Annotated in this window: 28 protein-coding genes and 2 pseudogenes; 20 read left to right on the top strand and 10 right to left on the bottom strand. The window is 71.5% G+C overall.

The features are described 5' to 3' along the window. Nucleotides 1-13: 13 nt before the first annotated feature. Entirely contained in the window at nucleotides 14-1,288 is a 1,275-nt protein-coding gene (locus tag ACWIF2_RS02305) for a phosphatase PAP2 family protein (RefSeq protein ID WP_454358126.1), read from the bottom strand. 318 nt (nucleotides 1,289-1,606) lie between these two features. On the opposite strand from ACWIF2_RS02305, the gene ACWIF2_RS02310 reads away from it, so the two are divergent. The 4 genes from ACWIF2_RS02310 to ACWIF2_RS02325 are packed head-to-tail and all read left to right on the top strand — an operon-like array spanning nucleotide 1,607 to nucleotide 6,625. Beyond that, complete coding sequence (locus ACWIF2_RS02310; RefSeq protein WP_454358127.1) at nucleotides 1,607-2,257, top strand: (2Fe-2S)-binding protein; 651 nt, start codon at nucleotides 1,607-1,609, stop codon at nucleotides 2,255-2,257. A 9-nt stretch (nucleotides 2,258-2,266) separates the two neighbouring features. Next, on the top strand, nucleotides 2,267-3,247 hold the full coding sequence (locus tag ACWIF2_RS02315) for an FAD binding domain-containing protein (RefSeq protein WP_454358128.1): 981 nt from the start codon (nucleotides 2,267-2,269) through the stop codon (nucleotides 3,245-3,247). Continuing rightward, on the top strand, nucleotides 3,244-5,439 hold the full coding sequence (locus ACWIF2_RS02320; RefSeq protein ID WP_454358129.1) for a xanthine dehydrogenase family protein molybdopterin-binding subunit: 2,196 nt from the start codon (nucleotides 3,244-3,246) through the stop codon (nucleotides 5,437-5,439). The genes ACWIF2_RS02315 and ACWIF2_RS02320 overlap by 4 nt, the downstream gene beginning before the upstream one ends. 19 nt (nucleotides 5,440-5,458) lie before the next feature. Further along, nucleotides 5,459-6,625: an XdhC family protein gene (locus ACWIF2_RS02325; protein WP_454358130.1), complete on the top strand. Its 1,167-nt coding sequence runs from the start codon at nucleotides 5,459-5,461 to the stop codon at nucleotides 6,623-6,625. Here the strand turns inward: ACWIF2_RS02325 and ACWIF2_RS02330 are convergent. Next, entirely contained in the window at nucleotides 6,608-7,477 is an 870-nt protein-coding gene (locus ACWIF2_RS02330) for a helix-turn-helix domain-containing protein (RefSeq protein ID WP_454358131.1), read from the bottom strand. The genes ACWIF2_RS02325 and ACWIF2_RS02330 overlap by 18 nt on opposite strands. 302 nt (nucleotides 7,478-7,779) lie before the next feature. Between ACWIF2_RS02330 and ACWIF2_RS02335 the strand changes: the two are divergent. The 5 genes and pseudogenes from ACWIF2_RS02335 to ACWIF2_RS02355 form a co-directional block, all read left to right on the top strand. Beyond that, a pseudogene (locus ACWIF2_RS02335) lies at nucleotides 7,780-8,121 on the top strand (zinc-binding dehydrogenase); the annotation flags it as partial. A 27-nt stretch (nucleotides 8,122-8,148) separates the two neighbouring features. Beyond that, on the top strand, nucleotides 8,149-8,814 hold the full coding sequence (locus ACWIF2_RS02340) for an SDR family NAD(P)-dependent oxidoreductase (protein WP_454358132.1): 666 nt from the start codon (nucleotides 8,149-8,151) through the stop codon (nucleotides 8,812-8,814). Nucleotides 8,815-8,831: 17 nt separating this feature from the next. Beyond that, nucleotides 8,832-9,350 (top strand): cyclophilin-like fold protein, encoded by a 519-nt coding sequence (locus ACWIF2_RS02345; RefSeq protein ID WP_454358133.1) that lies wholly within the window; start codon nucleotides 8,832-8,834, stop codon nucleotides 9,348-9,350. A gap of 42 nt (nucleotides 9,351-9,392) precedes the next feature. After that, entirely contained in the window at nucleotides 9,393-10,160 is a 768-nt protein-coding gene (locus ACWIF2_RS02350; RefSeq protein WP_454358134.1) for an SDR family NAD(P)-dependent oxidoreductase, read from the top strand. A 31-nt stretch (nucleotides 10,161-10,191) separates the two neighbouring features. Next, nucleotides 10,192-10,674 (top strand): aldehyde dehydrogenase family protein, encoded by a 483-nt coding sequence (locus ACWIF2_RS02355; RefSeq protein ID WP_454358157.1) that lies wholly within the window; start codon nucleotides 10,192-10,194, stop codon nucleotides 10,672-10,674. On the opposite strand, the gene ACWIF2_RS02360 is transcribed toward ACWIF2_RS02355, so the two are convergent. The 7 genes from ACWIF2_RS02360 to ACWIF2_RS02390 form a co-directional block, all read right to left on the bottom strand. Next, the gene (locus ACWIF2_RS02360; RefSeq protein WP_454358135.1) at nucleotides 10,617-11,270 is read right to left on the bottom strand and encodes a DUF3105 domain-containing protein; all 654 of its coding nucleotides are present in this window, start codon (nucleotides 11,268-11,270) and stop codon (nucleotides 10,617-10,619) included. The genes ACWIF2_RS02355 and ACWIF2_RS02360 overlap by 58 nt on opposite strands. Nucleotides 11,271-11,379: 109 nt before the next feature. After that, nucleotides 11,380-11,703: a hypothetical protein gene (locus ACWIF2_RS02365; RefSeq protein WP_454358136.1), complete on the bottom strand. Its 324-nt coding sequence runs from the start codon at nucleotides 11,701-11,703 to the stop codon at nucleotides 11,380-11,382. A 39-nt stretch (nucleotides 11,704-11,742) separates the two neighbouring features. Continuing rightward, nucleotides 11,743-12,411: a DsbA family protein gene (locus ACWIF2_RS02370; protein WP_454358137.1), complete on the bottom strand. Its 669-nt coding sequence runs from the start codon at nucleotides 12,409-12,411 to the stop codon at nucleotides 11,743-11,745. Nucleotides 12,412-12,466: 55 nt separating this feature from the next. Next, nucleotides 12,467-13,066 (bottom strand): hypothetical protein, encoded by a 600-nt coding sequence (locus ACWIF2_RS02375; protein ID WP_454358138.1) that lies wholly within the window; start codon nucleotides 13,064-13,066, stop codon nucleotides 12,467-12,469. 129 nt (nucleotides 13,067-13,195) lie between these two features. Next, nucleotides 13,196-13,798, bottom strand: coding sequence for a response regulator transcription factor (locus tag ACWIF2_RS02380; protein ID WP_454358139.1), 603 nt, complete (start codon nucleotides 13,796-13,798; stop codon nucleotides 13,196-13,198). Further along, nucleotides 13,795-14,910 carry a sensor histidine kinase gene (locus ACWIF2_RS02385; RefSeq protein ID WP_454358140.1) on the bottom strand — a complete coding sequence of 372 codons (1,116 nt, stop codon included), beginning with the start codon at nucleotides 14,908-14,910 and terminating at the stop codon, nucleotides 13,795-13,797. Before ACWIF2_RS02385 ends, ACWIF2_RS02380 begins: the two co-directional genes overlap by 4 nt. Continuing rightward, nucleotides 14,907-15,125, bottom strand: a complete 219-nt coding sequence (locus tag ACWIF2_RS02390; RefSeq protein ID WP_454358141.1) for a hypothetical protein — start codon at nucleotides 15,123-15,125, stop codon at nucleotides 14,907-14,909. The genes ACWIF2_RS02385 and ACWIF2_RS02390 overlap by 4 nt, the downstream gene beginning before the upstream one ends. Before the next feature lie 164 nt (nucleotides 15,126-15,289). On the opposite strand from ACWIF2_RS02390, the gene ACWIF2_RS02395 reads away from it, so the two are divergent. Then, nucleotides 15,290-16,174, top strand: a complete 885-nt coding sequence (locus tag ACWIF2_RS02395) for an ABC transporter ATP-binding protein (protein WP_454358142.1) — start codon at nucleotides 15,290-15,292, stop codon at nucleotides 16,172-16,174. A gap of 55 nt (nucleotides 16,175-16,229) precedes the next feature. Continuing rightward, nucleotides 16,230-16,949 (top strand): ABC transporter permease, encoded by a 720-nt coding sequence (locus ACWIF2_RS02400; RefSeq protein ID WP_454358143.1) that lies wholly within the window; start codon nucleotides 16,230-16,232, stop codon nucleotides 16,947-16,949. 77 nt (nucleotides 16,950-17,026) lie between these two features. On the opposite strand, the gene ACWIF2_RS02405 is transcribed toward ACWIF2_RS02400, so the two are convergent. Continuing rightward, entirely contained in the window at nucleotides 17,027-17,224 is a 198-nt protein-coding gene (locus ACWIF2_RS02405; RefSeq protein WP_454358144.1) for a hypothetical protein, read from the bottom strand. A 623-nt stretch (nucleotides 17,225-17,847) separates the two neighbouring features. Between ACWIF2_RS02405 and ACWIF2_RS02410 the strand changes: the two genes are divergently transcribed. The 9 genes and pseudogenes from ACWIF2_RS02410 to ACWIF2_RS02450 all read left to right on the top strand — a co-directional run. Then, complete coding sequence (locus ACWIF2_RS02410; RefSeq protein WP_454358145.1) at nucleotides 17,848-18,387, top strand: DUF4232 domain-containing protein; 540 nt, start codon at nucleotides 17,848-17,850, stop codon at nucleotides 18,385-18,387. A gap of 143 nt (nucleotides 18,388-18,530) precedes the next feature. Continuing rightward, nucleotides 18,531-18,917: a DUF2255 family protein gene (locus ACWIF2_RS02415; protein ID WP_454358158.1), complete on the top strand. Its 387-nt coding sequence runs from the start codon at nucleotides 18,531-18,533 to the stop codon at nucleotides 18,915-18,917. Nucleotides 18,918-18,966: 49 nt separating this feature from the next. Continuing rightward, nucleotides 18,967-19,206, top strand: a complete 240-nt coding sequence (locus ACWIF2_RS02420) for a hypothetical protein (protein ID WP_454358146.1) — start codon at nucleotides 18,967-18,969, stop codon at nucleotides 19,204-19,206. 189 nt (nucleotides 19,207-19,395) lie between these two features. After that, nucleotides 19,396-19,899 (top strand): CinA family protein, encoded by a 504-nt coding sequence (locus tag ACWIF2_RS02425; RefSeq protein ID WP_454358147.1) that lies wholly within the window; start codon nucleotides 19,396-19,398, stop codon nucleotides 19,897-19,899. A gap of 128 nt (nucleotides 19,900-20,027) precedes the next feature. After that, a complete protein-coding gene (locus ACWIF2_RS02430) occupies nucleotides 20,028-20,384 on the top strand; it encodes an ArsR/SmtB family transcription factor (RefSeq protein ID WP_454358148.1) in 357 nt (118 codons plus the stop codon). Next, the gene (locus ACWIF2_RS02435; RefSeq protein WP_454358149.1) at nucleotides 20,381-20,695 is read left to right on the top strand and encodes a hypothetical protein; all 315 of its coding nucleotides are present in this window, start codon (nucleotides 20,381-20,383) and stop codon (nucleotides 20,693-20,695) included. Before ACWIF2_RS02430 ends, ACWIF2_RS02435 begins: the two co-directional genes overlap by 4 nt. 199 nt (nucleotides 20,696-20,894) lie before the next feature. Continuing rightward, nucleotides 20,895-22,982 (top strand): MMPL family transporter, encoded by a 2,088-nt coding sequence (locus ACWIF2_RS02440; protein ID WP_454358150.1) that lies wholly within the window; start codon nucleotides 20,895-20,897, stop codon nucleotides 22,980-22,982. A gap of 481 nt (nucleotides 22,983-23,463) precedes the next feature. Further along, entirely contained in the window at nucleotides 23,464-24,198 is a 735-nt protein-coding gene (locus ACWIF2_RS02445) for an RNA polymerase sigma factor (protein WP_454358151.1), read from the top strand. Continuing rightward, nucleotides 24,186-24,475: pseudogene (locus ACWIF2_RS02450) on the top strand (hypothetical protein); the annotation flags it as partial. The gene ACWIF2_RS02445 and the pseudogene ACWIF2_RS02450, both read left to right, overlap by 13 nt.

Here is a 24,475-nt window from a genome sequence, read left to right on the forward strand (position 1 = left end):
TGTTTCTCCGCGGTCAGACCATCTCGGGCTGGGGTTCCGGCTTCGGCACCGGTGCGGCCTCGGGTTCCCACACCCGCGTGGTCCGCATGTAGCCGTAGATCACGGAGCCCATCGCCGCTATGAGGAGGGGTCCGAACACCTGCGGGTGCGCGGCCATCTCCACCGGCAGATAGCGGTAGGACACCAGGAGCGCGGCGAACACCGTCGTGCCGTAGGTGACCAGCTGGATTCCGGAGCGGTCCCAGCCGCGTGCCTGTGCGCGCAGGGCCGCCTCGATGGTGAGCGTGAACACCACGCCGGCGACGAGGTCCACGCCGTAGTGGTAGCCGAAGCCCAGCGTCGCGGCGAGGGTGGCGATCAGCCAGAACGTGCCCCCGTAGCGCAACAGGCGCGGGCCCCGGCGGGAGTGGAGGAAGATCGCGACGGCCCAGGCCGTGTGCAGACTGGGCATGCAGTTGCGCGGGGTGATCCCGTCGAACGGCATCGACTGCGGGGCGCCGATCGGCGGCGGCAGGTCGGGCCACAGGTTGGCCAGTGCCCAGTGGCCGCCGTCGGCACCGTAGGCGTAGACCGGCCCGACCACCGGGAAGATCATGTAGATGCCCGGCCCGAGAAGGCCGATCACCAGGAACGTGCGCACCAGATGATGCTTCGGGAAGCTGCGCTCGGCCGCCACGTTGCGCAGCTGGTACAGCGCGACGACGACCGCGCCCACCGCGAGCTGCGCGTAGACGACGTCGAGCAGCCCGGTACCGACCGGGCCGGTCGCCATGACGAGACGGCCCACCAGCCACGACGGGTTGCCGAGCGCGTGGTCGGCGGACGCCAGGTACTGGTCGAGGACCGTCGGCTGGGTCTTCGACGTGATGAGCAGCCAGGTGTCTCCGGTCTTACGGCCGGCCACCAGCAGCAGTCCGAGCCCGACGCCCTTCAGCAGCAGCACGCGCTCCAGGCCGGTGCGGCGCGTAACGGCCATGACCGCGATGCCCAGAATCACCCACAACGCACCGTTACCGAACGGGTGTCCGTCGGCCAGGAAGGGCGCGCCGATCGCCCACCGCACCAGCTGGAAGACGGCGTCGATGCCGACCGCGATGCCGACCGCGATGAACCGTTGCCGCCGGTTGAGCACGACCAGTGCCATGGCCAGGCAGGCATACAGCAGCCAGCCCGATTTGGGAGGGAGTATCACCTCTTGCACCTGGCAGGTGATCGGCCCCGGCACGCCGTAGCGACGCGCGGCGATCTCCAGCACGATGAGGAATCCGAGGGTGATCACCCCCGCCATGGCCCATAGCAGCACACGCGGTTGACGCCATGCGGCGAACGTCGTTCTGCTGCCTATTCGCGCAAACCAGCGCGATGCCATGGATATCAATTTTTTAGTCAGTTTTCCGGTGAAGAAGGGCGATGGGGGCTGATCACAAGCTCGAACATGCTAGCGGAGCGATGCGGATGAGTCTCGCGATTACGGGTGATTCGAGCCGACTCGGGGTCGCTCGTACCCGCAAGGGGGGACGAAACTCTCCCTGCCTTGCGTGGTGCCGGTGGTGCCAGACTCCCGACTTGACCAGCCCCGCTGCCAAGGTGATGCGAAGGCGTACGTATGTCTGCTGAACTCCCCGGGCCCGCCGCCCCATCCCCCACCGGATCCAGTGACCCCGCCTCCGCGCCGAGTCGGCGCACGTTCATCGCCACCGGCACCGCGGTCGGCGGCGTCGTCGTCGCGGGCGGCGTGATCGGAGGGACCCTGATCGGCGACGCGGGCGAGGCGAACGCCGTCGACAGGCCGCCCTCCAGCCGTGTCTCCCTGACGGTCAACGGCACCCGGCGCACCGTGACCGTGGACAACCGGACCTCGCTGCTGGATCTGCTGCGCGAGCACTTCGGCCTGACCGGCTCGAAGAAGGGCTGCAATGCCGGGGCCTGCGGGGCGTGCACCGTGCTGGTCGACGGGCGCCGGGTCAACTCCTGTCTGACGCTGGCGGTACGGCTGGAGGGCGCCGAGGTCACGACCATCGAGGGCCTGGCCGACGGCGACCGGCTCCACCCGCTCCAGCAGGCGTTCATCGACGAGGACGCCTTCCAGTGCGGGTACTGCACGCCCGGACAGATCCTCTCCGGGGTGGGATGCGTCGAGGAGGGGCACACCGGCTCGCCGGAGGAGATCCGGGAGTGGATGAGCGGCAACATCTGCCGCTGCGGCTGCTACGTCAAGATCGTGCGCGCGGTCGAGCAGACCGCGCGCCGGAAGTGAGGCCCTCCGATGCACCCCTTCGCCTTCACCAGGGCGTCCGACACGCGTGAGGCCCTCGACGCGGGCCGCCGCGGCGGCCGTTACATCGCCGGGGGCACCACCCTAGTCGACCTGATGCGGGAGACCGTCGAACGCCCCGGGACCCTCGTCGACATCTCACCCCTGCCGCTGCGCGAGGTCGCTGTCACCGAGCGCGGCGGGCTGCGCATCGGTGCCCTTGTCTCCATGTCCGAGGCCGCCGCCCACCCCAAGGTGCGCACCCTGTTCCCCGTGATCTCCGAGGCACTGGAGCTGAGCGCTTCGGCCCAGCTGCGGAACATGGCGACCATCGGCGGCAACATCATGCAGCGCACCCGGTGCACGTACTTCCGCGACGTCACCGCCGACTGCAACAAGCGCGACCCCGGCTCCGGTTGCGCCGCCCTGCGCGGCCACAACCGTACGCACGCGATCCTCGGCACCTCCGACCACTGCGTGGCCACCCACCCCTCCGATGTGGCCGTGGCGTTCGCGGCGCTGGAGGCGCGGGTGCGTCTGCTGGGTCCTGAGGGCGAACGCCAGGTTCCCTTCACCGACTTCCTGCTGCGGCCGGGCGACACCCCGCAGCGCGAACAGGCCATCGAGAAGGGCGAGCTGATAACCGCCGTCGAGATACCGGCGCGGCCGAGGCCGCTCAAGTCGGGCTATCTGAAGGTGCGCGACCGGCAGTCGTACGAATTCGCCCTGACCTCCGCGGCCGTCGCCCTGCATGTGCGCGGCGGGGTGATCCGGGAGGCGAAGGTCGCCGCCGGAGGCGTGGGCACCGTGCCCTGGAAGCTGTCCGCCGTCGAGCGGCACCTCATAGGGGAGCGGCCCTCCGAGGGCCTGTGGGAGGCCGCCGCCCGGCGGGCCGCCGACGGCGCCCGCCCGCTCCGGCACAACCGGTTCAAGGTCGAGCTGCTCCAGCGGACCGTCGAACGCCAGCTGCGCGTCGTAGGAGGTACGAAGTGAGCCCCCAGCCGCGGTCAGCCGTGGGTGCGCCGCTGTCCCGGGTGGACGGCCGGCTCAAGGTCACCGGCAAGGCCCGCTACGCCGCCGAGCACGACATCGACGGGACGGTGCACGCCGTCATCGTCGACGCCTCCGTCGGACGCGGCCGCATCACCTCCCTCGACACCCGCTCCGCCGAAGCCCACCCGGGTGTGCTGAAGGTGATCCACCACCGCAACGCGCCCGAGCTGCCGTACCGGGACAACGCCGGGTCGAACAACCCGCCCGGGCGCAGGCTCCGGGTCTTCCAGGACGACCGGGTCCGCTTCCACGGCCAGCCGGTCGCCGTCGTCGTCGCCACCACCCTGGAAGCCGCACAGCACGGCGCGAGCCTGGTCGAGATCGGCTACGACGCCGAGCGGCCCTCGACCGATCTGCGCGAGGCCACCCCCGGCACCCCGACTACCTACGCGCGCGGCGACGCCGAGGCCGGACTGCGCGACGCCGCCGTACGGCTGGACCTGACCTACCGGACCGCCCGCAACCACCACAACCCGATGGAGCCCCACGCCACCATCGCCCGCTGGGACGGCGGCAGGCTCACCGTCTGGGACAAGACCCAGTGGGTGGTCGGCACGCAGACCGAACTCGCGGCGGTGTTCGGCCTCGGCATGGACGCGGTGCGGGTCGTCTCACCGTTCGTCGGCGGTGGCTTCGGCTCCGCGCTGCGCTGCTGGCCGCATGTGGTCGTCGCCGCGCTGGCCGCCCGGGAGACGGGGCGTCCGGTCAAGCTCGTCCTGAGCCGCAAGCAGATGTACCTCGGCACGGGCTTTAGGCCGTCGTACGAGTACCGTCTGCGCCTCGGCAGCGACCGGCGCGGCCGGCTGAGCGCCGCGGTCCACGAGATGGACGCCGAGACCTCGTCGTACGAGACGTTCACCGAGGCCGTCCTGGCGGCCGGGCAGATGCTCTACAGCATGCCCCACGTCCGCCAGGCGTACCGGACGGTGCCGCTGGACCTGCCCACGCCGCTGTACATGCGCGGCCCGGGCTTCCAGACGGCCTCCTTCGTCATCGAGTCGGCCATGGACGAGCTGGCGGACCGGCTCGGCGTCGACCCGATCGAGCTGCGCCGCCGCAACGAGCCGTCCGAGGACGAGTCGAACGGGCTGCCGTTCTCCACCCGCCGGCTGCGCGAGTGCTACACGACCGGCGCCCGCGAGTTCGGCTGGGACCGGCGCGCGCAACGGCCCCGCTCGCGGCGCGAGGGCGACTGGCTGATCGGCATGGGCATGGCCGCGGGCGTGTACGACACCGCGCGCATGCCGGCCCAGGCCCGCGCCCGGCTGGACGCCGACGGCACCGCGCGGGTCGAGGCCGCCGCCACCGACATGGGCCCCGGCACCTACACGTCCCAGACCCAGGTCGCCGCCGACGCCCTCGGGCTGACCATGCGTGCGGTCACCTTCCGGCTCGGCGACTCCCTCTTCCCGCCGACCCCGCCGCACGGCGGCTCGATGACCATGGCCAGTGTCGGCTCCGCCGTCCTCGACGCCTGCGACAAGGTCCGGCGGCAGGCCGTCCGACTGGCCGTCGAGGACGAGGAGTCACCGCTGCACGGCGTGCCGGCCGACGAGGTCGAGGTCCGCGGCGGCCGGCTGCACGTACGCGGGAACCCGGCGCGCGGTGAGACGTACCAGCGGCTGCTGACCCGCAACGACCGCGCCCAGCTGGAAGCGGAGGGCTCCTTCGCACCGCCGTCGGGGCCCGAGCGCCACTCCTTCTACGGCTACAACGCGACCTTCGCCGAGGTCGCCGTGGACGCGGCCCTGGGGCTGGTACGGGTGCGGCGCGTGCTCGGGGTGTACGACGCGGGCCGCATCATCAGCCCCAAACTGGCCGACAGCCAGGCGATCGGCGGCATGGTGGGCGGCATCGGCACGGCCCTGCTGGAGCACACCGTCACCGACCACCGCGACGGGCGGATCGTCAACGCCAACCTCGCCGACTACCTCGTGCCCGTCAACGCCGACGTCCCCGACCTCAAGGCGATCTATCTGAACGGTGAGGACCCCGAGGCCGACCCGCTCGGCGTCAAGGGCCTCGGCGAGCTGGTGATGATCGGCGTGGCCCCGGCGATCGCCAACGCGGTGTTCAACGCCACCGGCCGCCGCATCCGCGAACTACCCATCACGGCCGAGGCGTTGCTGTGAGGACGGTGGAGCAGGACCCATGCTGAACATCGCGGACACCCTGCACCGCTGGTGCCGTGAGACCCGCCCCTTCGCCCTGGCCACCGTCGTCGACGTACACGGCAGCGCACCCCTGCCGGCCGGCACGTCGGTCGCGGTGGCCCCGGACGGGACCGCCGTCGGCAGCGTCTCGGGCGGCTGCGTCGAGGGGGAGGTGTACGAGCTGTGCCGCCAGGTGCTGCACGAGGACGGCCGTCCCCGGCGCGCCCGGTTCGGCTACTCCGACGACGACGCCTTCGCCGTCGGCCTGACCTGCGGCGGCGAACTCGACGTCCTCGTCCAGCGCGTCGATCCCGCGACTGAGCCGCACCTGGCCGCCGTCTTCGCGGACGTCGTGGCGGGGCGGCCCGCCGCCGTCGCCCAGATCGTCGACGGGCCGGAAGAACTGCTCGGCCGGACCGTGTACGCCGACGCGGCCGGAGGCACACATCACGGCACCCGTCAGGGACCGTTGACCGGTGCGCTGCGGCGGGAGGTCGGCGCACAGGCGCACGCGCTGCTCCGAGCGGGACGCACCGCCCGGGCGGCCGTCGGCGGGGAATACGACGGATGTCCGGAACGGCTGTCCCTCCTCGTCCACGTCCACGCGTCCCGGCCCCGCATGCTGGTCTTCGGCGCGGTCGACTTCGCCGACGCCCTCAGCCGGGCCGCCCGCTTCCTCGGCTACCGGGTCACCGTCTGCGACGCCCGCCCCGTCTTCGCCACCACCGCGCGCTTCCCGCACGCGGACGAGGTCGTGGCCGACTGGCCCCACCGCTACCTGGCCCGGACCGAGGTGGATCAACGCACCGCCGTCTGCGTCCTCACCCACGACGCCAAGTTCGACATCCCGCTGCTGGGGCTCGCCCTCGGCCTGCCCGTCGGATACATCGGCGCGATGGGATCCCGGCGCACCCACGACGAACGCCTGCGGCTTCTGAGCGAAGCCGGGGTGTCCGAGGAACGACTGGCGCGGCTGCGCTCCCCGATCGGCCTCGATCTCGGCGCGCGGACGCCCGAGGAGACCGCCGTCTCCATCGTGGCGGAGATCATCGCCGACGCCCACCAGGGGTCGGGCCTGCCCCTGACCGGGGGCACGGGCGCGATCCATCGCCCGTCCGCACAGGCCCAGTTGGTCGGGGCGGTGCCGTCAGCCGGGCGGTTGTGACGCCGACAGGTTCTGGTCGGTGGCCCAGGAGGCGAGGATGCGCAGGCGCTCATGGGTCGGGGCGCCGGGCGCCGCGGTCCAGACGGTCAGGTGCTGGTCGGGATCGGTGTTGGCGGTGAGGGTGTCCCAGTCGAGGACGAGTTCGCCGACGACCGGATGATCGAGGGTCTTGGTGCCGACGGTGCGGGCGGCGACGCGGTGGTCGCCCCACCACTGGGCGAACTGCTTGTCCCGCAGGGACAGTTCGCCGACCAGCTCGATCAGGCGCGGGTCCTCGGGATACTTCGCGGCCTCCATCCGCAATTGGGCCACGGAGATGTGCGCGGAGGTCTCCCAGTCGGCGTACAGGGTGCGCATGGCCGGGTCCGTGAAGATGATCCGCGGGTAGTTGCGGTGCTTCTCCGGGATGCGGGAGAAGTCGGTGACCAGGGCGGCGGCCAGCGCGTTCCAGGCGAGGATGTCCCCGCGCCGGCCCTGCACGATGGCCGGGGTGGCGGTGAGGTCGTCCAGGACCCGCTGCAGTTGCGGCTGGACCGTCTGCCGGCCGCGGTGCCGGGTGCGGGTGGTGGTCTTGCCCGCGAGCTGGAAGAGGTAGCCCCGCTCGTCGTCGTCCAGGTGGAGGACCCGGGCGAGGACGTCCAGCACGGGCGCCGACGCCTGCATACGGCCCTGTTCGAGACGGGTGTAGTAGTCGGTGCTGATGCTGGCGAGCTGGGCGACCTCCTCGCGGCGCAGCCCGGCCACCCGGCGGGGCCTGCCGCTCTCGGGCAGGCCGACCGTGCGGGGGCTCAGCTCCGAGCGGCGCTTCTTGAGGAATTCTCCCAGCTCATTGAGGGGAACGTTGCCGGTCATGCTTCCCAGAATGACATCGATCGCGCCCGGGAAGGGGGGAGGAATCACTCCCAGGATGTTCCCCTCCCAGGATGGATTTCTCCGCTTTTCGCCCGCGCCCCGCGGTGTCAGGCTCGACCGTGAGGAGCCGTGCCCGACCCCGGCTGCGGCACGCAGATCCTCGCGGCAAGGAAGGTCCACCCATGCGCGGAGCAGTCATCCACTCCCCCGGCGACGTGCGCTTCGAGGAGCTCGGCAGCGAGGTCAAAGGTCACGTCGGCCAGGCCGGGAGGATTCGTCGTCGGCGTGTTCCCAACGCCAACCTCACCGGCGGTATCGGCGCCGATCCCGTGCTGGAGTGCGTCGGCACCCCCGAGGCCATGCGGCAGGCCCTGCGCTCCGCCCGGCCCGGCGGCAACGTCGGCTTCGTCGGCGTACCGCACGAGGTCCGGGTCGACGGCGAGGAGCTGTTCATCTGCCATATCGGCCTGCGCGGCGGCCCCGCCCCCGCGCGCCGCTATCTGCCCGACCTGATCGACCGGGTCCTCTCCGGCCGGATCGACCCGGGCAGGGTCTTCGACCTCACCCTGCCTCTGGGACAGGTCGCCGAGGGGTACAGGGCGATGGACGAGCGCCGTCCCATCAAGGCCCTCCTCAAGCCCTGACCCGTACGCCCCACCGAAGGACTCGACGTGACCACCTTTGCCCTCGTCGGCGCCGGACCCGGCCTCGGACTCGCCACCGCCCGCCGCTTCGGAACCGCCGGCCACACCGTCGCCCTCGTCTCCCGCGACGCCCGGAAGCTGGAGGAGCTGACCGCCGAACTTGCCCGCGACGGCATCGAGGCCCGCGGCTTCGCCGCCGACGTGCTGGACCCCGCTTCCCTCACCAGGGCCCTTCGGGAGGCCTCCGAAAGCCTGGGTCCCATCGAGATCCTCCAGTACAGCCCCGTGCCCCGGGCCGACTTCATGAAGCCGGTCCTCGACACGAGTGCCGACGATCTCGAAGCGCCCCTGTCCTTCTCCGTCAAGGGACCCGTGACAGCGGTGAACGCCGTCCTGCCCGGCATGCGCGCCCTCGGGCGCGGCACCCTGCTGTTCGTCAACGGCGGCAGCGCCGTACGCCCCCACCCCGGCCGGGCCGGCACCTCGATCGCCTTCGCCGCGGAGAGCGCCTACGCGCGCATGCTGCACGACGCGCTCGCCCCGGAGAACATCCACGCGGCCCAGCTGATCATCCCGGGCGCGATCCGGCCCGACGCCGAGCACAGCAGCCCCGAGGTCCTGGCCCGGCGCCTGTACGACCTCCACGCGGAGCGCGACGGTTTCCGGCACTATGCCGAGCCGCTGCCCGACTGAGCTCCCGGACGGCATCCATGACCTCGGCCGCCCTCGCCCGGGCCGTACCGGCCGCCGCTCTGCTCCTGGCCGTGACCGCCTGCGCCCAGGACCCGCAGCCGTCGTCCCGGCCCGCGCCGCCCGCATCGCAGGAACGAACAGCGACGGGCCCGGCACCCACCCATCCCTCCGGCAGGACCAGCACCGTGAACATCCGGCTCATCCTCGACGGCCACCCGGTCGACGCCACCCTCAACGACAGTGCCACCGCCCGCGACCTCGCCGCCCTGCTCCCGCTCAGCCTCGATCTCGAGGACTTTCACCGCACCGAACGGATCGCCTATCCGCCGCGCGAGCTGGACACCGCCGGCGCGCCCGACGCGGCCCGGCCCCAGGCCGGTGACCTGGCCTACTACGCACCCTGGGGCAATCTGGCCCTCTTCTACCGCGACGGCGACTCGCCCTCGACCGGACTGGTCCTCCTCGGCAAGGTCGCCGACCGCCACACCGAAAGGCTCGCCACCGCCGAGCACGTGACCATCGAAGCCGCCCCCTGACCGGCCCTCGACGGGAGAACGGGAGAACGGGAGAAATACCGCATGAACCCCACCTACGACTTCAGTGGCCAGGTCGCCCTCGTCACCGGTGCCGGCTCCGGCATGGGCCTGGCCACCGCCCGCGCCTTCACGCAGTCCGGTGCCGCCGTCGCCCTCACCGACGTGGACGAAGCCGCGCTCGACGCTGCCGTGAAGGAGCTCACGGAGGGCGGCCACCAGGTCCTCGCCCTCCCCTGCGACGTCACCGACGAGGACCAGGTCGCCGCGGCGGTCGACCGCACCGTCGAGACCTTCGGCCGACTGGACATGGCCTACAACAACGCCGGTGTCCAGATCCCGCCGAGCGACGCGGCCGACGAACCCGCCGAACGGTTCGACCGCGTCAACGCCATCAACCTGCGCGGTGTCTGGGCGTGCATGAAGCACGAGCTGCGGCACATGCGCACCCGGGGCAGCGGAGCCATCGTCAACTGCTCCTCCCTCGGCGGCCTCGTCGGCCTGCCCGGCCGGGCGTCCTACCACGCCTCCAAGCACGGCGTCATCGGCCTGACCACCAGCGCCGCCCTCGAGTACGCCCCGCGCGGCATCCGCGTCAACGCCGTCTGCCCCGGCACCATCGACACCCCCATGGTCAGCGACATGATCGCCAAGGGAGAGCTCGACCGGGCCGAAGCCGAGGCCAACCAGCCCATCAACCGGCTCGGCACCGCCGACGAGATCGCCCAGGCCGTGCTGTGGCTGTGCAGCCCGGGAGCCGGTTTCGTCGTCGGCGTCGCCCTTCCCGTCGACGGCGGCTACGTCGCCCGCTGACCGGCCCTCGCCGCTACAGGTACGGGACGACCTGCGCGCGGCGGTCCAGCGGCAGGTCGAGGAGTCGGTGGCGGCCGGAGCCCGCCTGCTGACCGGGGGCGAGCCGGTGCCGGGCGACGGCTTCTTCTACCGGCCCACCGTGCTGGCCGGCACCGGACCGGGCATGGCCGCCTTCGACGAGGAGACCTTCGGCCCGCTGGCGGCCCTGGCCGTCGCCCGCGACGACGAGGACGCCGTCCGGCTGGCGAACGCCACGGACTACGGCCTCGGCCTGAGCGTGTGGACCGCCGACACGGCCCGCGGCATCGACGTGGCCCGCCGCGTCACCAGCGGCGCGGCGTTCGTCAACGCCGTCGTCGCCTCCGATCCCCGCCTGCCGTTCGGCGGCACCAAACGCAGGGGCTACGGCCGGGAGCTGGCCGCCGCCGGCATCCGCGAGTTCACCAACACACGCACCTACTGGGTCAGTCCGTTCGTGCAGGCGGCGCCCGGTTCGGGGGTCTGCGAGCCCTGAACGTACTTGGTCAGGAACTGCTCGACTCGCGGGTCCGATGCCTTGTCCACGGTGAGCTGGTAGCCCCAGGCCGAGAGCATGATCGTCCCGGACTGGTCGTCGACCGGACTCATCAGCGTGTAGGGGGTCTTGGAGACCTTGTCAGCGAGCGCCTTGATGTCGGCGTCGGCGGCCTTGTCGTTGTACGTCACCCAGACCGCCCCGTGTTCGAGGGAGTGGACGGCGTTCTCCTTGCCTATGGCCTTGGTGTAGACGGTGCCGTCGCAGGTCATCCAGGCCTGGCTGTGGTCGCCGCCGACGGGCGGGTTCATCGGGTAGTCGACGGCGGCCTGGACGTGGTCGCGGCCGAGCTTCTTCGCGTTCCAGGTCTTCTCACCGCGTACGGGCTTCTTCGCGGCGGCGGCCTGCTGCTCGTCCTTCTCGTCGGCCTTGTTCAGGGCGTAGGCGCCGAAGCCGGCCAGTCCGGCGACGATGACGGTGCTGAGCGTGATGGTGATGACGCGGTTGCGGCGCTCGCGGGCTCTTTCGGCTCGGCGCATCTCCTCGATCCGGGCCTTGCGGGAATCTGCGGCGGCCTTCTTGCTGGTCTTGCCCATGGCTGGGTGTCCTTCTTCCTTCACGCCGTACGGCGGTAGCTGCGGGGATGGCAGGGATGTCTCAGGGCGCCGCGCGCTCGCATGGGCGCCCGGCGTCATGGCATCCGGCTCAGGTCCGCAGCACCTGAAGGACGTGCAGGTCGGGAGCGTCGCTCGCGGGAGGAGGCTGGGCGAGGAGCGCGGGGGTGCCCTGCCGCCTGGGGAGATCCGGCATGCGGGGCAGCAGCGCCGGCATCGGTTGTACGGGGGCCGCGAGCACCCCCGCCGCCGGGTGTACGGCCGGAGCGCAGCAGGCGTCGCCGGTGGGGCAGTCGTCCAGATGCACGGCCGCCACGGTGTGATGCCCGGACCGGTGGTCGCCGCCGCCGTGTTCCGCGTGCCCCAGGCACATCACGATTGCCGCGAGCAGGACGGCGAGGACAGGACACTTCATCACGGTGATGTTAAGCGGTTTCTGGGAGTGCCGGGGCGGTCAGTCGCCGAGCCTGTCCTCGATGAGCCTCTTGAACTCCTGGTAGGAGGCAGGAGGTTGAACCCTGCTTCCGTCGACGAGGAAGGTCGGGGTGCCCTGGACGCCCAGGCCGAGTCCGTCGCGCTGGTCGGCCTGAATCCGTCCGGCCGTCTCCGGATCGGCGAAGTCGGCGTCGAACTTCTTCATGTCCAGGCCGAGTTCCTTCGCGTAGCCGCGGAAGACGGGCGCCTTCCACTCCTGCGACTCGCCCCACTCCTTCTGCGTGGTGAAGAGCTTGGTGTACATCGCCTCGAACCTGCCCTGGCGGGCGGCGGCCTCGGCGGCGCGTGCGGCCGGCTCGGCGTTGCGGTGTCCGGGCATGGGGAAGTAGCGGGCGACGAAGGTGACCCGGTCGCCGTACTCCTCACGCAGCCGCTCCACGACGGGGTAGTACGCCCCGCACGCCTCGCACTCGAAGTCGAGGAACTCGACGATGGTGAGCTCGCTCCGCTCCGGCGCGGTCAGCCGGTGGCTGGAGCCCCGGACGGGCAGCGCCTCGGCGGCGGGCCGCACGTCCGTCCCGGCGCTGCCGCGGCCGTCGGGCCGCAGCAGCAGGTAGGAGCCAAGGGCCATGGCGAAACCGGTGACCAGGACGGCGGCGATGATCAGGTGCTTGTACAGCTTCTTCATGATTCCTCGGTGGGAGTGACGGCCCCGGCCGGCCGTCGTCCCCGCCGCGTGCCCGTCAGGGCAGGCAGGGACCACCGATCGGCATCGGCCGGAGAAGGGGCGGGACGAACGGACCGCGCCCGTGACGCGGGGGCGCCCTGCCCTCGTTCAGCCGCACCAGCAGCGCCGACACCGGCGGAGCCGCGCTCTCGCGCACCGCGGCCCGAGGGCCGTTGCCGTGGCGGCGGCCGAGCAGCGGCCACAGGAACAGCAGCAGACGTCGTACGACGGCCCAGAGCGTCCCGCTCCGCCACAGCAGCCGCTCGGTGAGGCCCAGCAGACGGGCGGCGAGCAGCAGCGTGACCGCGTGACCGGCCTGCGTCACCGGAGCACACCCGCCGGGCAGCAAGTACGCGGCGTGACAGGCCAGTTGCGCGGCGGCGAGCACCGCGAGCATCTGGGTGTCCGTCAGTCTCCGCCGCGTCAGCACCGTCGCGCCCGGCACCGCAACCGCGGCCGCCCCGGCCACGATGATCCACCGAGGGGCGTGGCACTGCGCCAGCACGTGCCCGGCCTGCGGCAGCAGCACACACAGCGCGGCGAGCACACCCGCCGTGATCCCACGCGGCACACCGGACGCCGGGGAGGCGAGTCCTCGCGGGCGGTACGGTCGCATCAGGTCCGGGCCTTCGGAAGCCGTCCGGGACCGGACGGACGGGTGGGCGTCAGGCTGCGAGGGCTCGGTGCCCCGCACATGTCTCGGCAGCGTACCGGGCGACGGCCGGCGCTCCCGCGGCGCCCGCCCCTACAGCCAGTCGTGCTCCCGCGCGTAGCGGGCCGCTTCGTGCCGGGTCCGGGTCTGGGTCTTCTGCATGGCGTTCGAGAGGTAGTTGCGTACGGTGCCTTCCGCCAGGTGGAGGCGGGCGGCGATGTCGGCGACGGGATAGCCGTCGCGGGTGACGCGCAGGACGTCGATCTCCCGGTCGGTGAGGGGGCAGTCGTCGACGACGGCGAGCGCGGAGACGTCCGGGTCGATCCAGCGCTTTCCGGCGTGCAGCGTGTTGATGACCGCCGTGATGTGCGCGGGTTCCGCCGACTTGCTGACGAAGCCCTGGACTCCCAGTTTCAGGGCCCTGCGGAGCACTCCGGGCCTGGCATGGCGGGTCAGCATGAGGATCACCTGCTCCGGCCGGGCGCGGCGGATCTCCGCGACGGCGCCCAGTCCGTCCACCCCGGGCATCTCGAGATCGATGACGAGCACGTCGGGCCGGTGCCGGAGCGTGGCCCGTACCGCCGATTCGCCGTCCTGTGCTTCGGCGAGCACGGTGATCTCGCCTTCGAGGCTCAGCAACGCCGCCAGCGCCTTGCGGAGCAGCGCCTCGTCGTCGGCGAGCACCACGGTGGTCATCGGTCGGTCCTCCCGTTCGAAAAGGCCGCGGCCGTGAGGAAGCGCCCGTCCGTCCGCTCCACCGTCAGCTCCCCTCCGTTGTCGCCCACGCGCTCCCTGAGGGTGGACAGTCCGCTGAGCCCGGAGAGCGGAGCCGTCCCCGCGCCGTCGTTGACGATGGTGATGCCCGACTCCGCGAGGGTGATCCGCACCTGGGTGGCCTGCGCGTGGCGCAGGATGTTGGTCGTCGTCTCCCGAAGGACCTGCCCGAGCAGCTCGTTGACCCGCTCGTCGACGTCGGCCTCACGGTCGACCCGCACGCGGATGCCCGCGGCTTCGAAGAGGTTCTTCGCGTTCTCCAGCTCCACGGACAGATTGAGCCGCCGCTGCGCGTACGCCAGCTCCTTGGTCTGGGTGATGGTGTCGCCGACCAGGGCGCGCACCTCCCGCAGTTCCTCCTCCACCCGCCCGATGTCACTGCGCACCAGCTTCTCGGCCAGCGCGATCTTCAGCTTCACCACATGCAGCGTGTGGCCCTGGATGTCGTGCAGATCACTGGCGAAACGCACCCGTTCCCGGACGACGGCCAGCTCCGCTTCGCGTTCCCGTGACTGCTCCAGTTCCTCGACGAGGTCGTAGAAGACCTGCCCGGCGAACATGCTGCCGGTCACCACGACCGTGACGCCCACCGGGATGAGGACGTAGAGGATCAGGACCTCCGCCACATCCGCCGGCGCGACCAGCAGCCGGGCCGCGCCCACGGCGGCGACGAAGACGATCAGCCCGACGGCGGCCAGAATGCGGTGGCGCGGCAGCTTGGGCGCGTACAGGGGGCCCAGGACGGAGATGCCGTAGAACGCCGTATGGCCGCCCACCACCAGCACTCCGGCGATCCACACCAGCGCGGTGACGATCAGGCACGGCAGGACCACCCGTGGGATGCCGCTCGCCGTCCACCGCGCGGAGGCGACCAGCGCCGCGCCCACGCCCAGGCTCAGGATGACGGCGTCCCACCACGTCCGGGCGTCGACGGCGACCAGCAGTGCCCCCGAGGAGACGGTCACCGTGACCATCGTCCTGACGTTCAGCCGGCGCAGCCGTTCCCGTGTGCCCTCACGGTCCGGCGGCCTCACCGGCGAGTCCGCACGCTGAGCAGCGGGATCGCCGAGGCGCTCGCCGCGGTGAGGGCCGCGGCCGTCCACATCAGCCACTGGTTGTTCTCGAGCCAGGACTCCATGTCGTCAGGGTAGAGACGGAGGCCGAGGTGGTGGACGAAGAAGACCGCGCAGACCAGGAGGAAGACGGCCGTGTTGGCCGTCAGCAGTATGCGCAGGGGTCTGGTGTCCATGTACGGCGCTCCGGGGTCGAACGGCAGAGTCTCCCCGTAGTGTTCTGCCTGGTCACGGGCGGCACCAGTGACACCGTGTCATGGGTTCACCCCCCGGGATGTCACTCCGCGACGATGACACAACGGCACTGCCGGACAAGCCTGACGGCGGGTGAGATCGACGCATGACCTCGACACCAGTCATCGACGTTGAACGCCTCAACCTCAGCTACGGCGACTTCCACGCCGTGAAGGACCTGTCGTTCCAGGTGCGGCAGGGGGAGCTCTACGCGCTGCTCGGCACGAACGGGGCCGGCAAGACCTCGACCCTGGAGACCGTGGAGGGCCACCGTGCGGCCACCTCGGGCACCGTGCGGGTCTTCGGGCAGAGCCCTCGCGACCGGCGGTCCGTGCGGCCCCGGATGGGCATCATGCTCCAGGAGAGCGGGTTCTCCCCGGACCTGACGGTGAAGGAGTCCGTCCGGATGATCGGAAGGCTCTCCCGGCGCGAGGACAGGGTCGATCGCGTCCTCGGCGTCGTCGGCCTCACGCACAAGGCCGGCACCAAGGTGTCGCAGCTCTCCGGCGGTGAGAAGCGACGTCTGGACTTCGCGACGGCCGTGTACGGGAAGCCTGAGCTGATCTTCCTCGACGAGCCCACCACCGGCCTGGACATCCAGTCCCGGGACGCCCTGTGGGACGCCGTGGACAAGCTGCGCGAGGACGGCTCCACCATCGTGCTCACCACGCACTACCTGGAGGAGGCCCAGGCCCGCGCCGATCGCATCGGGCTCATGCACAAGGGCGCCTTCCACCAGGAGGGGACCGTCGCCGAGCTGACGCGGACCCTGCCGGCCGTCATCCGCTTCTCCCTCCCGGCCGCCGCACCGGCGCTGCCGCTGGGGGCCAGGCGTGAGAGTGACGGACGGGTTCTCGTCGAGACGTTCGGTCTGCAGGAGACCCTCTACGCCCTGCTCGACTGGGCGCACGCGGGCGGGCTGGAGCTGGGGGAACTCGAAGCCGGGCCGACCCGGCTCGACGACGTCTTCCGCGCCATCGGCGACGACTAGCCGCTCGCGCACCCGGTCAGCCCCCTTCGGAACCTCCCAGGAAAAGGCCTTCACCATGCTCTCAATCGCTCTCGGCGAGCTGATCCAGATCTTCCGGAACCGGCTGGTTCTGGTCACCAGTTTCATCATGCCCACGGCGGTCAGCGCGTACTTCATCCGCCAGCACGAGGTCTTCGCGGACCTGGGCAGCCTCGGCTACATCGCGGCGGTGGTGGTGTTCACCGTGGGGGCGTTCGGGCTCTACACGACCACGGTGACGACCCTGGCCTCGCGCCGTCAGAACCTCTTCCTCAAGCGGCTGCGCTCCACCCCCGCGGGCGACGCCGGCATCCTCTCCGGCCTGATGCTCCCGGTCACCGTCCTGGCGCTGGTCCAGGTGGTCGCGATCCTCGCCGTGCTGGCCTCGGTCGCCGGCGAACCGGCCAATGTCCCCCTCCTGGCGGCGGCGGTCCTCTCCACGGTCGTCATGATGCTCGGCCTCGGGCTGGCCACCGCCGGACTGACGAACTCCCCCGAGCACGCCCAGGTGACCACCCTGCCGGTCAGCCTCGGCACCATCGCCGTCGCCAGCTGGGTCGGGATCAGCGGCACCGAGGAACTCACCCTGCTCAAGCGGCTGCTCCCCGGCGGCTCGGCCACGGAGCTGGTCCTCAACGCCTGGAACGGCGGCGTCCCAGTGGCGGACTCGCTGCTCCTGCTGGCGCCCACACTGGGCTGGGTCGTCGTCGCCATCGCCCTGGCGTCCCGCATGTTCCGCTGGGAGCCGCGCCGGTGAGCGGGGAACCAGGGGCCGAAGGCGTTCGCCTCGGACGCGAGCGCACGCGCCCGCTCCAGAAGAGCAACCGTGCGACCTCAGGAGGGCGGGCCGACGGCGTCGGTGTTGTTCTCCAGTGCGCGGATCCCCCGGCTGGCGTTGAAGGCGAAGTCGTCCTTCAGGACGGCGTCGAGCAGTGCGTCCAGATAGCGGGGTCCGGGCGGCGAGTCGCAGTCCGCCGTTCTCCGACTCCAGCCAGGAGGCGAGCGGCGGGTCGATGAGACGCCCGGTCTCACCGACCAGTTCCCCGAACACCTGCTGCATCAGGCGCGTGCGGTCCTGTGCGGCGGTCAGGGCGACCTGGGAGGTGTCGGCAGCTCCTTCCACCGCCCGTTCCAGGCGGGCCGTGACCGCCTCGGTCTCCTCCATCCGCGCGGTCAGCCGCCGGAACCGCACGCCCGCGCCGCCGGGAAGCGTGATGCTGTCGAAGATCCCGCGCAGCCAGGGGACCACGGCGATCACCAGCAAGGTCACCGTCACCGCGTCCAACTCGATGTGCGGCCACACCAGATGGACGACCGCCGCCACGATCGCGACCGCCGCCACGATCGCGATCGCCGTGACCGCCGCGGCCGTGCACCTCCGTCGGCGAGCCTCGCTCCGCGCACCGGCCGCCCCGGGTTCCCCCTCCGCCATGGGCCCAGCGTTCCGGAGTCGCGCGGCTGGGCCGGCCGGTGTGGTCTCCCCCGTCCCAGCACCCCGTTCCAGGCCACCGGCATCTCTGCTGGTCAGACCCTGTTCCAGCGTTCCGGCGTCCCACAATCACCGCCGTCTGTGGCGGGCGGGACGGATCGCGGAACAAGCTGCGGTCGTCCCAGCAGCCCGCTGAGACGACCCACTTCGCACGATGGAGATCTCGATGCGTTCGCGCTTTGCCGCCCGCCCCGCCCGCCTCGCCCTGGCCGCCGTCGCGGCGCTGGCCCTCACCGCCACCGCCACCGCGACCGCCACCGCCACCGCGACCGCCACCGCCGAAAGCCGAGGCAGCACCGCGCGGGCCTGTGTCACCAAGGACCTGACCTTCAAGATCACCACGGAGACGCAGGCGGGTGGCTACTACCTCCTCACCGCCAAGGCCAAGTCGGGCGTCACCTGCTACCTGAAGGGCGTCTTCCCCTCCGCGTCGTTCGGCTCGGCCGCCGACACCGAGGTGGGACCGGCCGAGCACGCCGTCAGCGAGGACGTCGTCCTCTCCGGCTCCGCCAAGGCCTACGCCGGCATCAACCCCAAGACCACCAACAACGACTTCGGCAAGGAGTTCGAGCGGATCCACCTGTCCATCGCGGGCGACGAGGCCAACTCCATCAGCCTGGACCTCCCCGACACCGCCCTGGTCGACAGGCCCGTCGCCACCAACTGGCACGCCGACCCGGCCGACGCCGTCCCGTTCTCCGGCTGACACGCACGACAGGACCGCACCCCGGCCGGCGTACGCACCGTCGGCCGGGGGTGTCCAGGTGACACGGTCATGGATCGCGCGGAGATCGTTTGCGGGTACGGCATGCGAACGGCCGGTGGTCGGCCAGGACGCTCTGGGTTGTGGTGCTCGACGAAGAGGCCTACGTCCGCTCGGCGTTCGGGCGGCGCAGTGCCTGGTACCGCCGGGTCCCGCGGCACGCGGACACGGAGGTGGAGGCGGCCGGGGTCCGGCTGCCCGTCACCCTCCGGCCGGTGGACGACCTCGGGCCTGTCGATCGGCTCCACCCTCTACGCGGTCGACGCCCGGCACCGCATCCAGTGGGGCGGCCCCGCGCACGGCATCACGGGCCTGCACGAGTGGACCTTCACCGAGGGCGGCGACGGCGTCGTGGTCCGCACCCGGGAGTCCTGGTCGGGTGCGCCGGTCGACGCCGGCCGGGACAGCCTCGCCGCCGCGCTGGACGCCTCGCTGAGCAGTCGGCTCAACGCCTGAAGAAAGCGGCGGAGTAGCGCCGTTTTGGGCGAGTTACGTATTCGGTCCTGGTTCGTTCAGCAAGGCATGACCAACACGCGACGCACGCTCGCCGCCCTGGCGCTCGCAGGAGCCGCCCTGACCGCTGCCGGCACAGCTCACGCCGCCGACCCCGGCGACAAGGGCGACCAGACCAAGGGCCAGTCCAGCAGCACTGCCGTGAGCACGAGCGGTGACAATCTCCTCAGCAGGTCCACCAAGGCACTCAACGCAATCAACCCACTCACCAGGATCCTCCCGGTGAACATCAACGACCTTGGCCACTAGACATGTGTCTGCGCGGTAAGGCGTGACACGACTCCGGGCCCCGGGGATCCCATGGGATTCCCGGGGCCGACCCATGCGGTGTCCGGCAACGGGCAGGGGAAGTCGCCGCCAGGACCGTGCGCGTCCCGGCTGATTCAATGAGCACGCGCGGCGACGGCACCCGGCACGGCCCGCTACGGAGGAGTCTTTGTGACACTGCAGGACATCGCGGCACGGCTCGGTTCGCTGCTCCGCGCCGGCGGTCTGTCCGTCAGCACGGCGGAGTCCCTCACCGGCGGCATGCTCGGCGCGACGATCACCGGCACCCCCGGCGCGTCGGACTACTACCGCGGGGGCGCGATCACCTACGCGACGGACTCCAAGGCGTCGGTCCTCTCCGTCGCCGAGACGACTCTCGCCTCCGACGGCCCCGTGAGCCCTGCGACGGCCGAGCAGATGGCCCGCGGTGTACGGGAGTTGTTCGGCAGTTCCCTCGGTGTCTCGACCACCGGCGTCGCCGGCCCCACCGGCCAGGACGGCAAGCCCGTGGGACTCGTCTACATCGGCGTCTCCGACAGCGAGCGCACGGTCAGCCACGAGTTCAGAAGCACCGGCTCGACCCGCGACGAGGTGCGCCGCCAGGCCGTGGAGCGGGCACTGAGCCTGCTGGTCGACCACCTGGACCGGCACCACAACACACCACCCCTGACGTAACCCTGAGACACCCCTCAGGCCTCCCCCATCTGTCCCCCATCCCGCCCCCGATATGTGTCAGAAATCTTTGACAGGTATCAGAGCGCGCTGTCAGCCTTTTCTGACAGGTACGACGGAAAGGGGCCGCGATGCCCGAGGTCCCACCTCCGGCACCGACGGGCGACGAGTTGCTGAAGGTGCTCTCCGCCCTGGGCAACCCGCACCGCTTGCGGATCGTCGCGGCGCTGCTGGAGAGCCGGAACTACGTCAGCGCGCTGGCGCGCGAGATCGGGATGAGCCGTCCGCTGCTGCACATGCACCTCCAGCGGCTGGAGGCGGCCGGACTGGTCGTCGGCACGCTCGAACTGGGGGAGGACGGCAAGGCGATGAAGTACTTCGACGTCACCCCCTTCTTCTACGAGTTGACCCCCGGCGTCATCGCCCGGGCGTCCGCGACGCTCAGCGAGTCCGAGAAGACCGAGGCCGAGAAAGAGGAAGCGAAGTGAATGGGGAACAGGTGACGCTCGCCGACAGCGCCGACGCCGTGAACGCGCTGGTCGGAGCCGTGGGCGCGGGCGGGCTCTTCACTCTGCTGATCGTGATCGTCTGGCAGACCGCCGCCACCTGGCGGGCCCGGATGCTGGCCGCGCGCGAGCAGCAGTACAAGGACCTCGCGGCCAAGTACGCCCAGCTCCTCGAGGACACCGTGGAACTGCAGCGCCGCACGGCCGAGGAACAGCGGCAGACCCTCGACGAGCTGACGCAGACCCGGCTGTCGGTGTCCTCGATGGAGAAGATGATGCGCGAGATCGAATAGCGCCCCGAAGCGCACTGAGAGACGTACGGCCGGGAGCGGCAACTCCCGGCCGTACAGCGGAAGAACACACCCTCCGGACACACCACCCATACACCACGGCAGGTCGTCACAACCGCAAGCGCCGTGGTGCGGGTCCCATGCGCCCTGGTGCCGGTCGTCGAACGACCGGCGGCGCGCTCCCTATGTAAGGAGACTACTCATGCGTGCGCTGCTCCAGCACGTCGCCCGCGCGCCCGCCGGGCGCCGCGGCAAGTGGCTGGTCCTGGCGGCCTGGCTGATCCTGGCCGTCGTCCTCGGCCCGCTGGCCGGCAAGCTCGGCGACGTCGAGGAATCCGGGCCCAACGCCTTCCTGCCGCGCGGCGCGGAGTCCGCGCTGGTCAACACGGAACTGGAGAAGTTCCGTACGGACACGGTGATGCCGGCCGTCGTCGTGTACACCGGCGACGGGGCGGAAGTCGCGGCGACGGCCGACCGCGACGGCTTCGCGCGGTACGTCCCCGCCGGTCAGGAGGTCTCGCGGCCGATCCCGTCCGAGGACGGCGAGGCCCTGATGACGATCGTCCCGCTGGACAGCGAGGACGGCATCACCGACAAGGTCGACGAGCTGCGTGCGGTGGCCGGCGCCAACGCCCCGCCCGGCGTGGACGTCGAGGTCGGCGGCCCCGCCGGCTCCCTCGCCGACTCGGTGGCGGTCTTCGACGGCCTCGACACGACTCTGCTGCTGGCCACCGGCCTGGTGGTGGCCGTCCTCCTGCTGCTGACCTACCGCAGCCCGGTCCTGTGGCTGCTGCCCCTGGTGTCGGTGGGCTTCGCGGCGGTCCTCACCCAGGTGGTCACTTACCTGCTGGCGAAGCACGCCGGACTCCCGGTCGATCCGCAGAGCGCGGGCGTGCTGATGGTCCTCGTCTTCGGCGTCGGCACGGACTACGCCCTGCTCCTCATCGCCCGCTACCGCGAGGAGCTGCACCGCCACGAGGACCGTCACGAGGCGATGCGGTTCGCGCTGCGCCGCTCCGGCCCGGCGATCCTGGCCTCCGCCGCCACCATCGCCGTCGGCCTGTCCTGCCTGGCGTTCGCCGACATCAACTCCTCCCGCTCGCTGGGGCTGGTGGGCGCGGTGGGCGTCGTCTGCGGCTTCCTCGCCATGGTCACCGTGCTTCCGGCGCTGCTCGTCAGCACGGGCCGCTGGGTGTTCTGGCCCTTCGTCCCGCACCACGGCACACCCGTCCGCAAGCCGCGCACCATCTGGTCCCGGGTCGGGGCCGCGGTCGCCCTGCGCCCCCGCTGGTCGTGGCTGGCGTCGGTCGCCGTCACCGGTGTCCTCGCACTGAGCGCGGCGGGCGTCAGCATGGGCCTGACACAGGCGGAGATGTTCCAGGACAAGCCCGAGTCGGTCGTGGCCCAGGAGAGGATCTCGGCGCACTACCCGTCGGGCGCCTCCGACCCGGCGGACATCGTCACGCGCACCGACCGCACCGCCGAGGTCAGGGCGGCAGCGTCCTCGGTGGCCGGTGTGGCCCGGGTCGAGAACGACACCGCCCGCACACCGGACGGCGAACTCACCACGCTGTCGGTGGTCCTGAAGGACGCCCCGGACAGCCGGGCCGCCAAGGACACGGTCGACGCCCTGCGCGACGCCGTGCACCCCATGAACGCTCTGGTCGGCGGTACGACCGCGGAGGCCCTCGACACCCAGCGGGCCGCCGACCGCGACCTGACGACGGTCGTTCCGATCGTGCTCCTCGTCGTCCTGGGCGTCCTGATCCTCCTGCTGCGGGCGCTGATCGCCCCGCTCCTTCTCCTGGCCACGGTCGTGCTGTCGTACGTCGCGGCCCTCGGCGCCTCGAATCTCCTCTTCGAGCACGTCCTGGACTTCGCGGGCGTCGACTGGTCGATCCCGCTGATGGGCTTCGTGTTCCTGGTGGCCCTCGGCATCGACTACAACATCTTCCTGATGCACCGGGTGAAGGAGGAGACCGGGAGGCTGGGCCATCACCACGGCGTTCTGGAGGGCCTGACCAGCACCGGAGGCGTCATCACCTCGGCGGGCATCGTCCTGGCCGCGACCTTCGCGATCTTCGCCGGCCTGCCGCTGGTGACGATGGCGCAGATGGGCGTCCTGGTCGGTATCGGCGTCCTCTTGGACACCTTCCTCGTCCGCACCGTCCTGGTACCGGCCCTCGCCCTCGACCTGGGCCGCTGGTTCTGGTGGCCGGGCAGCCTCTTCCACACCCTGCCCACCGCACGAACCGCACCAGAGAACGCCCTCTCCCACAAGGTGGCGTGAGCCCACGACGGCTCCTCCTGACGGAAGACAGGGGGAGCCGCCGAGTGTCGGCGCCTGCTCCTGTACGGCGGTCGCGCCCCAGCTGGCGAGCAGCTTCGGCGCGTCCCAGCGGCCAGCGGGGACTCCCACTCCCCCTCTCTGCCCCTGGACGAATTCGCGCGTGGACACCTGTTTGCCGTGCTTGGCCCCTGGCGGAATTGCCTGAGCAGCCGCACCATCACGGACCGCTGGTCAGCATCCGCGAGGACGAGTTCCAGGTCCCGGAGAAGGGCTGACCGGCCGGGAGAGCTGTGGGCGGCCGGGCCCCGCGCGGTGGGCGCGGACGCTGTACCCACCTGGCGCACGGCAGGTGCGGAACGTCACCCGAGCGACGCGTGGTGACACTTCCGCGGGATCGGACGCTGGTCCTCATGGGGCTGTCGAAGCGAACGGGGCGCGTCGGGCGGCACTGGCATTGAACCCGGCGTGAACGAGGACGGTCTTGGGTCAGGAACGGCGATCCCGCCACACACACGTCCTCGACGAGGAACTGGGCGCGGCCGTCGCACGGGCCCAGGACGGCGAGGAGGCCGCGTTCACGGTGCTCTACCGGATCGTGCAGCCGGGCCTGCTCGGCTATCTGCGCGGACTCGTCGGCGAGGACGCGGAGGACGTGGCGTCCGACGCGTGGTTGCAGATCGCCCGGGACCTCGGACGGTTCAAGGGCGACGGGGCCGGTTTCCGCGGCTGGACGGCGACCATCGCCCGGCATCGGGCCCTGGACCATCTGCGCCGCCGGAGCGTGCGCCCCCGGCCGGGGGCGATCGAGCAGGACGTCCTGGACCTGCCCGGCCCGCACAACACGCATGAGCAGGCCCTTGAGTCCCTCTCCACCGAGCGGGCCCTGGACCTGGTGCGCGGGCTGCCGCAGGACCAGGCGGAGGCCGTGCTGCTGCGCGTCATCGTCGGCCTGGACGGCCCCGCTGCCGCGCGCGTCCTCGGCAAGCGCCCCGGTGCGGTCCGTACCGCCACCCACCGGGGGCTGAAACGTCTCGCCCGCCAGCTGGGCGCCCGGCGGGAACCGGAAGAGGGTGTGACGGACGAGACATCCCGGCCGCTGGAGAGTCGACATGAGCCACGACGGCGCCAGTGGACGGGCAGTCCGGCGACACAACCCGGCATGCCGGACACTTCCAACAGAACAGGCAGGAACGGACAACGGACATGGGTGATGTGAGCCGCGACGAAGTCACGGGCCGCCGACGTGTGCCTGTGCATCCCGGCGAGGCCGTGCCCGGCCCGTGGGTCCTGCGGGACGGGACCGCGCTGCCGACGGCCCTGGCCGCCGCCCTGCTCACGGGTGACCCCGGCCCGGAAGCCGAGCAGCGGGCCGTGGCCGCCTTCCGGACCGCCGTTGACGCCGGGACGCCCCCGGCGCGCACCCGGGGCCGTGACGACTGGCGGCCGGCCGCGGAGCGGCGGGCCGGGCGCCCGGTGAAGACGCTGTTCGCCGC

It is taken from the genome of Streptomyces sp. NPDC055506, from assembly GCF_053643595.1.